The sequence below is a fragment of the Streptomyces sp. NPDC007025 genome (assembly GCF_042869455.1).
Taxonomy (GTDB): domain Bacteria; phylum Actinomycetota; class Actinomycetes; order Streptomycetales; family Streptomycetaceae; genus Streptomyces.
This window is the reverse complement of sequence record NZ_JBIAFT010000001.1, coordinates 110874-125118: the sequence shown is the minus strand read 5'-3', so window position 1 is coordinate 125118 and position 14245 is coordinate 110874. Positions and strand designations below refer to the sequence as shown.

The following is a 14245-nucleotide window of genomic DNA, read 5'->3' as shown; positions in this document are numbered from 1 at the left end:
GGCGCCGCCGCCCGGACACCACCTGCACCGAACCAGGAGAGGCCGATGGCTCGTATGACCGCTGCCCGCGCGGCAGTTGAGATCCTCAAGCGCGAGGGTGTGGACACCGCTTTCGGGGTGCCGGGTGCGGCGATCAACCCCTTCTACGCGGCCCTGCGGGCCGCGGGCGGCGTCGAGCACACGCTGGCCCGGCACGTCGAGGGCGCCTCGCACATGGCCGAGGGCTACACCCGCACGGCGCCCGGCAACATCGGAGTGTGCATCGGCACGTCGGGGCCGGCCGGCACCGACATGATCACCGGCCTCTACTCGGCGATCGGCGACTCGATCCCGATCCTGTGCATCACCGGGCAGGCACCGGTCGCGGTGATCGAGAAGGAGGACTTCCAGGCCGTCGACATCGCCTCCATCGCCAAACCGGTCACCAAGAAGGCCACCACCGTCAAGGAGGCGGCACAGGTCCCCGGTGTCTTCCAGGAGGCGTTCCACCTGATGCGCTCGGGCCGTCCCGGCCCGGTGCTGATCGACCTGCCGATCGATGTCCAGCAGACGGAGATCGAGTTCGATCCGGACACCTACGAGCCGCTGGTCCCGCACAAGCCCGCCGCGACCCGCAGGCAGGTCGAGAAGGCGATGGACATGCTGGCGGCGGCCGAGCGGCCGCTGATCGTGGCGGGCGGCGGCGTCATCAACGCGGACGCCTCCGACCTGCTGGTCGAGTTCGCCGAGCTGACCGGCATCCCCGTCGTGCCCACGCTGATGGGCTGGGGCGTCATCGGCGACGACCACCCCCTGCACGCCGGAATGGTCGGTCTGCAGACCTCGCACCGCTACGGCAACGCCACGTTCCTGGAGTCGGACTTCGTCCTCGGCGTCGGCAACCGCTGGGCCAACCGGCACACCGGCGCGCTGTCGACGTACACCGAGGGCCGCACCTTCGTGCACGTGGACATCGAACCGACCCAGATCGGCAGGATCTTCGCACCGGACTACGGCATCGCCTCGGACGCGCACGCGGCCCTGACCCTCTTCGTCGAGGTCGCCAGGGAGCGCGCCGCGGCCGGCGGGCTGCGCGACCTGTCGGGGTGGGCCGCCGGGGCGCGGGAGCGCAAGGGCGCGCTGCAGCGCCGTACGCACTTCGACGACGTGCCGCTGAAGCCGCAGCGCGTGTACGAGGAGATGAACCGGGCCTTCGGGCCGGAGACCCGCTATGTGTCGACCATCGGCCTCTCGCAGATCGCCGGTGCGCAGTTCCTGCACGTCTACCGGCCGCGGCACTGGATCAACTGCGGACAGGCGGGCCCGCTGGGCTGGACGGTGCCGGCCGCGCTGGGCGTGGCCAAGGCGGACCCGGAGGCGAGCGTCGTGGCACTGTCGGGCGACTACGACTTCCAGTTCATGATCGAGGAGCTGGCGGTCGGCGCGCAGCACCGCATCCCCTATGTGCACGTGCTGGTCAACAACTCCTACCTCGGGCTGATCCGGCAGGCCCAGCGCAACTTCGACATGGACTTCCAGGTCAACCTGGAGTTCGAGAACCTGAACGCACCCGAGCTGGGCGGCTACGGCGTGGACCACGTCAAGGTCGCCGAGGGCCTGGGCTGCAAGGCGCTGCGGGTGACCGAGCCGGAGCAGCTGCTGCCCGCGTTCGAGGAGGCGAAGAAGCTCGCCGCCGAGCACCGGGTGCCGGTCGTGGTGGAGGCGATCCTGGAGCGGGTCACCAACATCTCCATGAGCGGCAGCGACATCGCCTCGGTCAACGAGTTCGAGGAGCTGGCGACGGAGGCGGCGCACGCGCCGACGGCCACCGTTCCGCTGGGCTGAGGACGGCATCGCCCGCCCCCTCGGCCGCCCGCCCTCCGGCCCCCGGGAACGGTCTCCCGGGGGCCGGAGAACCGAGTTTCAACAAAGTGTTGACGCCCTGATGAGGCGTCCTTACGCTCCAACATGCGGAAACCGTTTTCCGTGAATCAGCCCCAGGAAGGTCGTCCATGTCGAAGTCGTCGAAGCCCACGCTGACCACCGAGGCGGGCGCGCCCGTCGCCGACAACCAGAACTCCACCTCCGCCGGCATCGGTGGGCCGCTCCTCCTCCAGGACCAGCACCTGCTGGAGAAGCTGGCGCGGTTCAACCGCGAGCGCATCCCGGAGCGCGTGGTGCACGCGCGCGGCTCCGGCGCCTACGGCTACTTCGAGGTGACCGACGACGTCACCGCGCACACCAGCGCCCACTTCCTCGGCGAGGTCGGCCGCCGCACGGAGACGTTCATCCGCTTCTCCACCGTCGCCGACAACCTCGGCGGCCCGGACGCGGCCCGCGACCCGCGCGGCTTCGCCCTCAAGTTCTACACCGAGGAGGGCAACTACGACCTCGTCGGCAACAACACCCCGGTCTTCTTCATCAAGGACCCGCTGAAGTTCCCCGACTTCATCCACTCGCAGAAGCGGGACCCCTTCACCGGCAAGCAGGAGCCGGACAACGTCTGGGACTTCTGGGCCCACGCCCCCGAGGCCACCCACCAGGTCACCTGGCTGATGGGGGACCGCGGCATCCCGGCCTCCTACCGGCACATGAACGGCTACGGCTCGCACACCTACCAGTGGACGAACGCCGAGGGCGAGGTCTTCTTCGTCAAGTACCACTTCAAGACCAACCAGGGCATCCGCTGCCTGTCCAGTGACCAGGGCGCCGAGCTGTCCGGCACCGACCCCAACAGCCACCAGACGGACCTGCTGCAGTCCATCGAGCGGGGCGTCTTCCCGTCCTGGACGCTGTACGTGCAGATCATGCCCGCCGACGAGGCCGCCGACTACCGGTTCAACCCCTTCGACCTCACCAAGGTGTGGCCGCACAGCGACTACCCGCTGCAGCGCGTGGGCCGGCTGGTGCTGGACCGCAACCCGGACAACGTCTTCGCCGAGGTCGAGCAGTCCGCCTTCTCGCCGAACAACTTCGTGCCCGGCATCGGCCCCTCGCCGGACAAGATGCTCCAGGGCCGGCTGTTCGCCTACGCCGACGCGCACCGCTACCGGCTCGGCGTCAACCACACCCAGCTGCCGGTCAACGCGCCCAAGGCCACCGAGGCGAACAACTACGGCAGGGACGGCCTGATGGCCGCCAACGCCTACGGGCGGCACGCCAAGAACTACGAGCCCAACTCCTACGGCGGCCCGGCCGAGAGCGGTTCTCCGCTGTCCGCACCGCGCCCGGTCACCGGGTACTGGGGCACCCACGAGGCGCCGCAGCACTCCAAGGACGACGACTTCTTCCAGGCCGGGGAGCTCTACCGGCTGATGTCGGAGGAGGGGAGGGGGCGGCTGGTCGCCAACATCGCCGGCGGCCTCTCGCAGGTCTCCCGCGAGGACGTCATCGAGAAGAACCTGGCCCACTTCAGCGCCGCGGACCCGGAGTACGGGCGCCGCGTGGAAGCCGCCGTGCGGGAGCTGCAGGAGGGCTGAGCACCGTCCGCCGCAGGGCGCGTCCCGACAGCGGGCGCGCCCGCGCGCGGCGCCCCCACGCGGGCGCGCCGCATCTCTCGCGCGGTGAACGGCGTACCGGGGTGATTGGGAGGTCGGCCCGGCACGCGCCCCCGTGCGGAACGGTCCTTGTGATGAGGGGTGACCGTTCCGCGCGGGGGCACACCCTTGTTCATCATCCACTCTCGTCCCCCCTCCCGATCCGCCCTCGTCCGCCCCTCGCGCACCTTCCCCGGCCCGTCCGGCACCTGCCCCTTCGGAAAACCCGCTCCATCGGCGACGATTGGAGAGCGGCCGGGCACAGCAGCCCCACCGTGCCCACCGGATCACCCGTGCCAGGAGCCGAACGATGGCCGAGAGAGTGCTTGTGCGCTGCCCCGTGTGCCGGCGTGAGCACAGCTACACCGCGCCCGTCTACCCCTGCGGCTGCGGTGCGCCGGTCGCCCTGCCGCTGCTCTCCTCCGCGGCCGCGATCCAGGTGCGGCACCGCACCTGGGCGGGCTCCTGGATCTCGGTGAGCTGCCCGGCCTGCGGGCGCGTGGACGAGTGGCCGCAGCCCGAACTGGGCTGCGGCTGCGGCACCACCCTGCGGGTGCCGGTCGCCCGCGGCAGGACCGGGGTGGCGGCGCCGTCCGCCGAGCATCCGCCGCCGGTCCCCCGCACCGCCGCGGGCGCCGCGGACCCGGCGCCCGCCGCCGGACCGTTCCCGAGGCCCGCCTTCCGGCCCGTCACCATCCGTACGGCGCAGGACGCGAAGCTGGCCGCGGCGCAGTATCTGCGGTGGCTCGGCTTCGAGGGGGTACGGGTCGCCGAGCGGACGCCCGCCTCGGGAGTGGACGTGCGCGGGCCCGGCGTGGTCGCGCACGTCGATCCCTCCACCTCCCCGGCCGCGCTGCGCGACGTGGAGACGCTGTGGCTCAACGGGCTGAACGACTCGGCCGCCGCCGTCTGCTTCGCCCTGGCCGGGTACGGCAAGGACGCGCGGGCCCGCGCCGACGAACTGCGGCTCCCGCTGTTCGTGCTGGACCTGACGGGCACCCCGCGGGCGGTGAACGAGGCCGCCGAGCAGCTGATCCGCACCCCGCGGTGACCCCGCCGCGACGCCGGCGCCGTGCTCCGGCCCGCTCGGCACGCTACCGGTCGCGATGCTCGGTCCCGGGCGTACCCGCCTCGCCCGCCGCGTGGGCACGCAGCTCGACGCGGCGGATCTTCCCGGAGATCGTCTTGGGCAGGTCGGCGAACTCGATCACCCGCACCCGCTTGTAGGGGGCGAGCCGCTCCCGGCAGTGCGCGAACAGCACGCCGGCGGTCTCCGCGTCCGCGGCGGCGCCGTCCGCGACCACCACATACGCCTTGGGCACGGCGAGCCGCACCGGGTCCGGCGACGGTACGACGGCGGCCTCCGCCACGGCGGGATGCTCCAGCAGGACGCTCTCCACCTCGAACGGGGAGATCTTGTAGTCGCTGGCCTTGAAGACGTCGTCCGCGCGGCCCACGTAGGTGAGGTAGCCCTCCTCGTCCCGCGCCCCGATGTCGCCCGTCCGGTAGGTGCCGTCGGCCATCACCTCAGCGGTGCGCTCGGCGTCGCCCCGGTAGCCGACCATCAGGCCGACCGGGCGGGTGGACAGGTCGAGGCAGATCTCCCCCTCCTCGACGCCGGTCTCGCCGGTGACCGGGTCGCGCAGGGTGACGTCGAAGCCGGGCGTGGGGCGGCCCATGGAGCCCGGCTTGAGAGGCTGGCCGGGAGTGTTGGCAACCTGGACGGCGGTCTCGGTCTGGCCGAAACCGTCCCGGATGGTGACGCCCCACACCCGGCGGACGTGCTCGATGACCTCCGGGTTGAGCGGCTCACCGGCGGCGACGACCTCCCGGGGGACGGCCGAGAGGCTGCTGAGGTCGGCCTGGATGAGCATGCGCCAGACGGTGGGCGGGGCGCAGAAGCTGGTGACGCCGCCGCGCTCCATCTCGGTGAGCAGCCGCCCGGCGTCGAACCGGCTGTAGTTGTGGATGAAGATCGTCGCCTCGGCGTTCCAGGGCGCGAAGAAGTTGGACCAGGCGTGCTTGGCCCAGCCGGGCGAGGAGATGTTGAGGTGGACGTCGCCCGGCCGCAGGCCGATCCAGTACATCGTCGCCAGATGCCCGACCGGGTAGGAGACGTGGGTGTGCTCGACCAGCTTGGGCAGTGCGGTCGTCCCGGAGGTGAAGTAGAGCAGCAGGGTGTCGTCGGCACGGGTGGCGCCCTGGGGGTCGAAGTCGGCCGCGGCCTCGTAGGCGTCCTCGTAGGCCAGCCAGCCCGCTGCCGGAGTGCCGCCGCTGCCGACGGCGATCCGGGTGTAGTCGCCCGGCACCTCGTCGGTGAACTTCCCGGTGTCCTCGGCGCGCACCACCACATGGCCCGCTTCGCCGCGGCTGATCCGGTCGGCCAGGTCGCGCGGGCCCAGCTGGGGCGTCGCGGGGATGACGACGGCGCGCAGCTTCATCAGCGCGAGCAGCGTCTCCCACAGTTCGACCTGGTTGCCCAGCATCAGCACGACCCGGTCGCCGGGCGCCACGCCCCGGCCGCGCAGCCAGCCCGCGACCTGGTCGGAACGGGTCCGCATCTGGTCGTAGGTGACGCGGCGCTCCAGCCCGTCCTCCTCGACGATGTGCAGCGCGAGCCGGTCGTTGCCCCGGGCGATGTGGTCGAACCAGTCCAGCGCCCAGTTGAAGTGCTCGGGCCGGGGCCAGTCGAAGGCGGCCCGCGCGGCCTCGTAGTCCGTCCGGTGCCGCAGCAGCGTGTCGCGGGCGGCGCGGAACTGATCGGTAGGCGTGGACGGGACCATGTTTCCTCCTGCTCAGGGGGTGCTGCGGGCGCTGGGAGCCATCGTGTACGCCCACCCGCGTGCCGCACCACCCCCGGCCGGGGGCTTACGCCCATGTGACGGGAGGTGCGGCATCATCGGAGAGATGTACACGGGGGCCGACACGCGCCGGGACCGGGGCGCGGCAGACGGTGGGACGCGCGGCGGCAGGCGCGCTCGGCGCCATCCGTTCCTGACCGCGCTGGCGGTGCTGACCCTGCTGGTGCTCAGCGTGGCCCTGGCCTTCCGGGCCGGGGACGAGGACGGGCCCACCCCCGTGCCGCAACTGCTGGCGTTCCTGCCCTGGTTCCTGGCACCGGCCTGGCTGGCGGCGCTGGTCGCGACGCTCTCCCGCCGCTGGCTGGTGCTGCTGTGGGCGCTGGCGGTGCTGGCGGGCACCGGCTGGTTCCTGCGCCCCTACGGGCAGCCCGCACCGGCGGACACGGCGGCCCGGCCGGCGAAGGCCCAGTTCCGGGTGCTGACGGCCAACCTGGACCACGGTGCCGCCACCCGCGACCTGGTGGCGGCGCTGCGCCGGGAGCGGCCGCAGGTCGTCTCGGTGCAGGAGTGCGACGCGCGGTGCGCGGCGGCGCTGCGTGCCCCCGCGCTGCGCGAGGAGTATCCGCACCGCATCATCACCGACGACGGCGGCGCCCGCGGCTCGGCACTGCTGAGCGTCTATCCGCTGGAGGGCCGGGGCGAGGTGCGCGGACGGCTGGCGATGCCGGGGGCGATCGCGGACATCCACGGCGAGCGGGTCGCCCTCCAGGTGGCGCACCCGATGCCGCCCGAGCCGGGCCGGACGGCGGCCTGGCGGGTGGAGCTGGACCGGCTGCGGGCCGCGGCGGCGGCCCGGGGCAGGCTGCCGACGCTGATCGCGGGCGACTTCAACTCCTCGCAGGACCATGCGGCCTTCCGGGCGATCCTGCGCACCGGCATGCACGACGCGGCCCGCATGCTGGGCAACTCGCGTACCCCCACCTGGCCCACCCGCACCACTCCGGTGCTCGGCGCGCAGCTCGACCACGTACTGCTGAGCGGTGCGATGCTGCCGGTGGACGGCGAGTTCGTGGATCTGCGCGGCACCGACCACCGCGCCCTGCTGGTGAACGTCAAGCTGTTCTGAGCCCGGCCGCGTCCCGCACGGGGCCCTCAGCCCGCGGCCCGCCCGGCGCCCTGGGCGATCGAGGCGGCGGGGCCGCCGTCGTGGTGGATGGGCGTGTGGGCGCCGTCGAGGGGGACACCGGTGCCGCCGTGCCGGGCGGCGACGATCTCCGCGGCGATGGACAGCGCCGTCTCCTCCGGGGTGCGGGCACCCAGGTCCAGGCCGATGGGTGAACGCAGCGCGGCCAGCTCCAGCGGGGTCAGACCCACCTCGCGCAGCCGCTCCAGCCGGTCCAGATGGGTGCGGCGGGAGCCCATGGCGCCGACGTAGGCCACCGGCAGCCGCAGCGCCCGCTCCAGCAGCGGGACGTCGAACTTGGCGTCGTGGGTCAGGACGCAGACGACCGTGCGCGGATCGAGGTCCTGGGAGTCGAGGTAGCGGTGCGGCCAGTCGACGACGACCTCGTCGGCCTCGGGGAAGCGGCCGGGTGTGGCGAACACGGGCCGCGCGTCGCACACGGTCACGTGATAGCCGAGGAACTTGCCGATCCGGGCCAGCGCTGCGGCGAAGTCGATGGCGCCGAAGACGAGCATCCGGGGCGCCGGGACGCTGGACTCCACCAGCAGGGTCACCGGCCGGCCGCACCTGCTGCCGTCGGCGCCGATGGTGACGGTGGCCGTACGGCCGGCGGTCAGCAGTGCCCGGCCCTCGGCCGCCGCGGTGGCGTCCAGTTCGGGCGCCCCGCCCAGGGCGCCGTGCGGCTGCCCCTCGGCGTCCAGCCGCAGGGCGCCGCCCAGCAGCTCAGCGGGCCCGTCCACGATCCGGACGAGGGCCGCGGTGCTTCCTTCGGCGGCCTCGGCCGCGATCCCGGCGTACACCGAGCGGGCCGCCGTTCCGGCGCGGACCGGGGTGATCAGGATGTCGACGGTCCCGCCGCAGGTGAGACCGACGGCGAAGGCGTCCTCGTCGCTGTAGCCGAAGGTCTGGCGGACGCTCGCGCCGGACTCCAGCACCTCCTGGCACAGCGCGTAGACCGCGCCCTCGACGCAGCCGCCGCTCACGCTGCCGACGGCCTCGCCGTCCGCGTCCACGGCCAGCGCGGCGCCCGGCTGCCGCGGTGCGCTGCCGCCCACACCGACGACGGTGGCGACGGCGAAGTCCCGGCCCTCCTGGCACCAGCGGTGCAGCTCAGCGGCGATGTCCAGCATGTGTCTCTCCTCGGCGGTGAAATACGGCCAGGTGGGAGCGGGAACGGCCAGGGGACCGCACCCGCTCCCACCTGAGCGGTTCGTGGAGGGCCGGCTACTTGACCCCCAGCCACTGTTCGATCGGGTTCAGTGCGAAGTAGGCCAGGAAGACGAGCCCCAGTACCCACATCAACCATCCGGGCTCACGAAACTTTCCCTGGACGGCCTTGATCAGAACGTAGGCGATGACTCCGGCGCCGATGCCGGCCGTGATGGAATAGGTGAACGGCATCAGCACGGTGGTCAGGAAGACCGGGATCGACGTGGCCGGGTCGGTCCAGTCGATGTGCATGGCGTTGGTCATCATCATCGAGCCGATGACGACCAGTGCCGCGGCCGCCACCTGCGGGGGGATCACCTGCGCGAGGGGGGTGAAGAACAGGCACAGTGCGAAGCCCAGACCGGTGACGACACTGGCCAGGCCGGTGCGCGCGCCGTCGCCGACCCCGGCGGTCGACTCCACGAACACGGTCTGCCCCGAGGCTCCGGCCAGCCCGCCGACCACGCCGCCGGCGCCGTCGATGGTCAGTGCCTTGTTCAGCCCGGGCATCCGGCCGCGCTCGTCGGCGAGTCCGGCCTGCTGGCCGATGCCGATGATGGTGCCGATCGCGTCGAAGAACCCGGCCAGGACGAGGGTGAAGACGATGACACCGACGGTGATGCCGCCGACGTCCCCGAGCCCGCTGAAGGAGACGTTGCCCAGCAGCCCGAAGTCGGGCGAGCTGACCAGCGATCCGGTGATCTCCGGGGCGTTCCTGCCGCCCCAGTCCTTCTTGTCCAGGCCGGCGAACTGGTGGACGGCCGCGGCCAGCACGGTGCCGCCGACGATGCCGATGAGGATCGCGCCGGGCACCTTGCGCACCTGGAGCGCGAAGATGAGCAGCACGGTGACGGCGAAGCAGAGCACCGGCCAACCGGTGAGCATGTCCGCGGTGCCGAGCTGGATCGGCTTGGCACCGGGCAGTCCGCCGGGGCCGGGCATCGAGGTGACGAAGCCGGCCTGGACCAGGCCGATGAGGCAGACGAACAGGCCGATGCCCATGGTGATGGCGTGCTTGAGCGCCAGCGGGATCGCGTTCATGATCAGTTCGCGGAGCCCGGTGACCACCAGCAGGATGATCACCGCGCCGTAGATGAGGCACATCGCCCAGGCGTTGCCCCAGGTCATCTCGGGCACGACCTGGAAGGACAGCACCGCCGAGACGCTGAGTCCGGCCGCCAGGGCCAGCGGTACGTTGCCGATGATGCCCATCACGATGGTGGTCGCCGCGGCGGCGAACGCCGTGGCCGTGGTGACCTGCCCGCCGTCCAGGGTCTGCTGATCGGCGTCGGGCACCGAGAGGATGACCGGGTTGAGCAGGACGATGTACGCCATCGCCATGAAGGTGGTGATACCGCCGCGTATCTCCCGGCCGTAGGTCGACCCTCTCGCGGAGATGTGGAAGTACCTGTCGAGCCAGGAGCGGCCCGCGGGGATGCGCGAGCCGGGGCCCGCGTCCTCCGCCGACGTCGTCGGCTCCACTGTGGAGTGGGTCATTGTGCTGACTCCCAAGGTTCAAAGGGGCACCTCGGCGACTGCCGAGGATTTGGGAAGCACGACCCGGGGGACGGCCCGCGTCCTGCCATGTCCTCGATCCCGCCCCGAGCGGCGGAGTGGCCGCAGCCGCTCCGCCGCTCGGGCCCGGGTTCCGGGGGCGGTGCCCCCGAAGCCCGGTGCCGGCGGGACCGGGGAAGATCACACGTCGACGATGTGCTCCGGCCGGACGGGTACGCGCGGAAGCGTGCGCCCGGTCGCGGCCCGGACGGCCGCCAGCACGGCGGGCGTCGACGAGAGGGTCGGAGCCTCGCCGGCGCCCCGCAGCCCGTAGGGCGCGTGCGCGTCGGCGAGTTCCAGCACGTCGACCGGGATGGTCGGCGTGTCGAGAAGGGTGGGGATCAGATAGTCCGTGAAGGACGGGTTGCGGACCTTGGCCCCGGGGTCGACCACGATCTCCTCCAGCAGGGCGAGTCCGAGCCCCTGCACGGTGCCGCCCTGGATCTGGCCCACCACGGCCTGCGGGTTCATCGCCTTGCCCACGTCCTGTGCACAGGCCAGTTCGACGACCTTGACCAGCCCGAGTTCGGTGTCGACCTCCACCACGGCGCGGTGCGCGGCGAAGGAGTACTGCACATGGCCGAAGCCCTGGCCGGTCCGCAGGTCGAAGGCTTCGGTCGGCCGGTGCCGCCACTCGTCCTCGGCCTCGACCGGCTCCTCGCCGAGCACGTCGGCCAGCGATGCCAGCACCTCGCCGCCGTCGGTGACGATCTTGCCGCCCTCCAGCAGCAGCTCGGCCGTCGCCCAGGCGGGGTGGTGGGTGCCCAGCCGCTCCCGCCCGCGTTCCAGCACCTTCTCGCGCACCAGGGCGCACACGTGCTGGACGGCGCCGCCGGTCACATAGGTCTGCCGGGAGGCGGAGGTGGAACCGGCCGAGCCGACCCGGGTGTCGGCCGGCTGGATCGTCACCTGAGTGACGCCCAGCTCGGTCCGGGCGATCTGGGCGTGCACGGTGATGCCGCCCTGCCCCACCTCGGCCATGGCGGTGTGCACCGAGGCGACCGGCTCGCCTCCGACGACCTCCAGCCGCACCCGCGCGGTGGAGTAGTCGTCGAAGCCCTCGGAGAAGCCGACGTTCTTGATGCCGACGGCGTAGCCGACGCCCCGCACGACCCCCTCGCCGTGTGTGGTGTTGGACAGCCCGCCGGGCAGCGCCCGGACGTCCGGTGCACCTCCGACAGTCTCCCACTGCGCCTCCGGCGGCATCGGCCTGGCCTTGACCCGGCGCAGCAGCTCGGCGACGGGCGCCGGGGAGTCGACGGTCTGCCCGGTGGGCAGCACGTCGCCCTGCGCCATGGCGTTGAGCTGCCGCAGCTCGACCGGGTCCATGTCCAGTTCGGCGGCGAGCTTGTCCATCTGCGCCTCGTAGGCGAAGCACGCCTGCACCGCACCGAAGCCGCGCATCGCCCCGCAGGGCGGGTTGTTGGTGTAGAGGGCCAGCGCCTCGATCTCGACGTCGTCGACCACGTACGGCCCGACGCTGAGCGAGGCGGCGTTGCCGACCACCGCCGGGGAGGCGGAGGCGTAGGCGCCGCCGTCCAGCACGATGCGGCACTTCATGTGGGTGAGCTTGCCGTCCCGGGTGGCGCCGTGCTCGTACCGGAGCTTGGCCGGGTGGCGGTGCACATGTCCGAAGAACGACTCGAACCGGTTGTAGACGATCTTGACCGGCCTGCCGGTGGCCAGCGCCAGCAGACAGGCGTGGATCTGCATGGACAGGTCCTCGCGGCCGCCGAAGGCGCCGCCGACGCCGGAGAGCGTCATCCGCACCTTCTCCTCGGGCAGCCCGAGGACGGGGGCGATCTGCCGCAGGTCCGAGTGCAGCCACTGGGTGGCGACGAAGAGGTCGACCCCGCCGTCCTCGGCGGGCACGGCCAGCCCGGACTCGGGCCCCAGGAACGCCTGGTCCTGCATCCCGACCTCGTACTCGCCGGTGACGACCACGTCGGCGCGCCCGGCCGCCGCCGCGGCGTCGCCGCGCACGATCGGCTGGCGGTGCACGATGTTGGGGTGCGGCACATGGCCCGCGTGATGGTCGTCCCGGCCCGGGTGGAGCAGGGGCGCGTCCGGGGCCGTCGCGGAGTCCTCGTCGTGCACGACGGGCAGCTCGCGGTACTCGACCCTGATCTTCGCGGCGGCGCGGCGCGCCGTCTCCGGGTGGTCGGCCGCCACCAGCGCGACGGGCTCGCCGTGGTGCCGGACCCGGCCGTGTGCCAGGACGGGAGTGTCCGGGATCTCCAGGCCGTAGTTCTTCACCGCGGCCGGGAGGTCGTCGTGGGTGAGCACCGCGTGCACCCCGGCCTGCCGCAGCGCCTCGCCGACGTCGAGGGAGACGATCTCCGCGTGCGCGTGCGGGCTGCGCAGAGTGCAGCCCCAGAGCATGTCCTCGTGCCACATGTCCGAGGAGTAGGCGAACTCCCCGGTCACCTTGAGGGTGCCGTCGGGCCGCAGCGGCGAGTCGCCGACTCCGGCCCGGGTGCCGACGCCCTGGTCGAGGGTGGACTGGGCCCCGGTGGGGCCGCTCGCTGGAGCCATCTCAGAGCACCTCCCGGGGGCCGTCGGCGTCGGAGCGGGCGGCCGCGAGCCGGACGGCGTCCATGATCTTCTCGTAGCCGGTGCAGCGGCACAGGTTGCCCGAGAGTGCCTCGCGGATGTCCGCGTCGGAGGGCTGCGGGTTGCGCTCGATCAACTCGTCCGCCGCGACCAGCAGGCCGGGGGTGCAGAAGCCGCACTGCACCGCTCCGGAGTCCAGGAACGCCTGCTGTACGGGGGCCAGATCGCCGGTAGGCGCGGTGCCGTCCCGCTCCCGCGCGTAGTCGGCCAGTCCCTCGACGGTGACCACCTCGCGGCCCTCGGCCTGGCCCGCGGCCACCAGGCAGGCGCAGACCGGCTCGCCGTCCAGGCGGACCGTGCAGGAGCCGCATTCGCCCTGTTCACAGGCGTTCTTGGAGCCGGGCAGGCCCATCCGCTCGCGCAGCACGTACAGCAGGGACTCACCCTCCCACACGTCGTCGGCCTCGTGCCGGCGCCCGTTGACGGTGAATGTCACGCGCACTGTGCGCCTCCTTCGGTGGTGCTGCCGTTCCCGGTGGCGCGGTAGCTCTCCCAGGCCCAGCCCAGGGTGCGGCGGGCCATGACGCCCACGGCGCGGCGCCGGTAGGCGGCACTGCCGCGTACGTCGTCGATCGGGTTGCAGGCGCCGGAGCACAGCTCGGCGAACTCGCGGGCGACGGCCGGCGGGATGGTTTTGCCGCTGGTCCAGAGGCCGCCCTCCGCCAGCGCCGCCGCCAGGAAGTCCTCCGCGACCCGGGCCCGCAGCGGGGTCGGCGCCGCCGAGCCGATACCGGCGCGGACGGTACGGGTCGCGGGGTGCAGCGCGAGGCCGAAGGCGCACACGGCGATGACCATGGCGTTTCGGGTGCCGACCTTGGAGAACTGCTGCGGCCCGTCCGCCTTCCGGATGCGGACTGACCTGATCAGCTCGTCCTCGGCGAGCGCGTTGCGCTTGACCCCGGTGTAGAACTCCTCGACGGGGATCGACCGGGTGCCCCGCACCGACTCCGCCTCGACCTCGGCGCCCGCTGCGAGCAGCGCGGGGTGCGCGTCGCCCGCAGGGGAGGCGGCGCCGAGGTTTCCGCCGACGCTGCCCCGGTTGCGGATCTGCGGGGAGCCGACGGTGCGCGAGGCCAGCGCGAGGCCCGGCAGCTCGCGGGAGAGCCCGTCGATGATCCTCGCGTAGGGCACGGCGGCGCCGAGCCGGACGGTCTCGCCGCCGGTCTCCCACTCGTGCAGCTCCCGGACCCGGCTCAGATCCAGGAGATGGGTGGGACGGCGGTGATCGAAGTTGATCTCGACCATGACATCCGTGCCCCCCGCGAGGGGCACGGCCGAGGGGTGCTCCGCCTTCGCGGCGAGCGCCTCCTCCCAGCTTGCCGGGCGCAGGAACTCCATGGTGTCTCTTCTCGGTGTACTGGCGGGGGGGT

General features: G+C 72.6%; 10 protein-coding genes. 4 read left to right on the top strand and 6 right to left on the bottom strand.

From position 1 onward, the window contains the following. Window positions 1-45: 45 nt before the first annotated feature. From gcl to ACFYMO_RS00260, 3 genes are all read left to right on the top strand, one after another. A complete protein-coding gene (gcl, locus tag ACFYMO_RS00270) occupies window positions 46-1824 on the top strand; it encodes a glyoxylate carboligase (protein WP_388543227.1) in 1779 nt (592 codons plus the stop codon). 167 nt (window positions 1825-1991) lie between these two features. Next, entirely contained in the window at window positions 1992-3458 is a 1467-nt protein-coding gene (locus ACFYMO_RS00265; RefSeq protein WP_388543225.1) for a catalase, read from the top strand. A gap of 367 nt (window positions 3459-3825) precedes the next feature. After that, window positions 3826-4566 carry a hypothetical protein gene (locus tag ACFYMO_RS00260; protein WP_366772719.1) on the top strand — a complete coding sequence of 247 codons (741 nt, stop codon included), beginning with the start codon at window positions 3826-3828 and terminating at the stop codon, window positions 4564-4566. Window positions 4567-4609: 43 nt separating this feature from the next. Here the strand turns inward: ACFYMO_RS00260 and ACFYMO_RS00255 are convergent, their stop codons facing one another. Next, a complete protein-coding gene (locus ACFYMO_RS00255) occupies window positions 4610-6298 on the bottom strand; it encodes an AMP-binding protein (protein WP_366772720.1) in 1689 nt (562 codons plus the stop codon). Between the two features lie 124 nt (window positions 6299-6422). Between ACFYMO_RS00255 and ACFYMO_RS00250 the strand changes: the two genes are divergently transcribed. After that, entirely contained in the window at window positions 6423-7442 is a 1020-nt protein-coding gene (locus ACFYMO_RS00250; RefSeq protein WP_366772721.1) for an endonuclease/exonuclease/phosphatase family protein, read from the top strand. Between the two features lie 26 nt (window positions 7443-7468). On the opposite strand, the gene ACFYMO_RS00245 is transcribed toward ACFYMO_RS00250, so the two are convergent. The 5 genes from ACFYMO_RS00245 to ACFYMO_RS00225 form a co-directional block, all read right to left on the bottom strand. Further along, window positions 7469-8629: an XdhC family protein gene (locus ACFYMO_RS00245; protein ID WP_388543223.1), complete on the bottom strand. Its 1161-nt coding sequence runs from the start codon at window positions 8627-8629 to the stop codon at window positions 7469-7471. 94 nt (window positions 8630-8723) lie between these two features. Continuing rightward, entirely contained in the window at window positions 8724-10205 is a 1482-nt protein-coding gene (locus tag ACFYMO_RS00240; protein ID WP_388543221.1) for an NCS2 family permease, read from the bottom strand. Window positions 10206-10403: 198 nt separating this feature from the next. Continuing rightward, window positions 10404-12797 (bottom strand): xanthine dehydrogenase subunit D, encoded by a 2394-nt coding sequence (gene pucD / locus ACFYMO_RS00235; RefSeq protein ID WP_388543219.1) that lies wholly within the window; start codon window positions 12795-12797, stop codon window positions 10404-10406. Window position 12798: 1 nt separating this feature from the next. After that, complete coding sequence (locus ACFYMO_RS00230; protein ID WP_366772725.1) at window positions 12799-13317, bottom strand: (2Fe-2S)-binding protein; 519 nt, start codon at window positions 13315-13317, stop codon at window positions 12799-12801. Further along, window positions 13308-14213, bottom strand: a complete 906-nt coding sequence (locus ACFYMO_RS00225; RefSeq protein WP_366772726.1) for an FAD binding domain-containing protein — start codon at window positions 14211-14213, stop codon at window positions 13308-13310. The genes ACFYMO_RS00230 and ACFYMO_RS00225 overlap by 10 nt, the downstream gene beginning before the upstream one ends. Window positions 14214-14245 lie beyond the last annotated feature (32 nt).

What these genes read in the sequence shown, in the direction of transcription:
- ACFYMO_RS00225 (WP_366772726.1), bottom strand. Translation starts at nt 14,213, where the DNA reads ATGGAGTTCCTGCGCCCGGCAAGCTGGGAGGAGGCGCTCGCCGCGAAG.
- ACFYMO_RS00240 (WP_388543221.1), bottom strand. Translation starts at nt 10,205, where the DNA reads ATGACCCACTCCACAGTGGAGCCGACGACGTCGGCGGAGGACGCGGGC.
- ACFYMO_RS00250 (WP_366772721.1), top strand. Translation starts at nt 6,423, where the DNA reads ATGTACACGGGGGCCGACACGCGCCGGGACCGGGGCGCGGCAGACGGT.
- ACFYMO_RS00260 (WP_366772719.1), top strand. Translation starts at nt 3,826, where the DNA reads ATGGCCGAGAGAGTGCTTGTGCGCTGCCCCGTGTGCCGGCGTGAGCAC.
- ACFYMO_RS00265 (WP_388543225.1), top strand. Translation starts at nt 1,992, where the DNA reads ATGTCGAAGTCGTCGAAGCCCACGCTGACCACCGAGGCGGGCGCGCCC.
- ACFYMO_RS00255 (WP_366772720.1), bottom strand. Translation starts at nt 6,298, where the DNA reads ATGGTCCCGTCCACGCCTACCGATCAGTTCCGCGCCGCCCGCGACACG.
- ACFYMO_RS00245 (WP_388543223.1), bottom strand. Translation starts at nt 8,629, where the DNA reads ATGCTGGACATCGCCGCTGAGCTGCACCGCTGGTGCCAGGAGGGCCGG.
- pucD (WP_388543219.1), bottom strand. Translation starts at nt 12,797, where the DNA reads ATGGCTCCAGCGAGCGGCCCCACCGGGGCCCAGTCCACCCTCGACCAG.
- gcl (WP_388543227.1), top strand. Translation starts at nt 46, where the DNA reads ATGGCTCGTATGACCGCTGCCCGCGCGGCAGTTGAGATCCTCAAGCGC.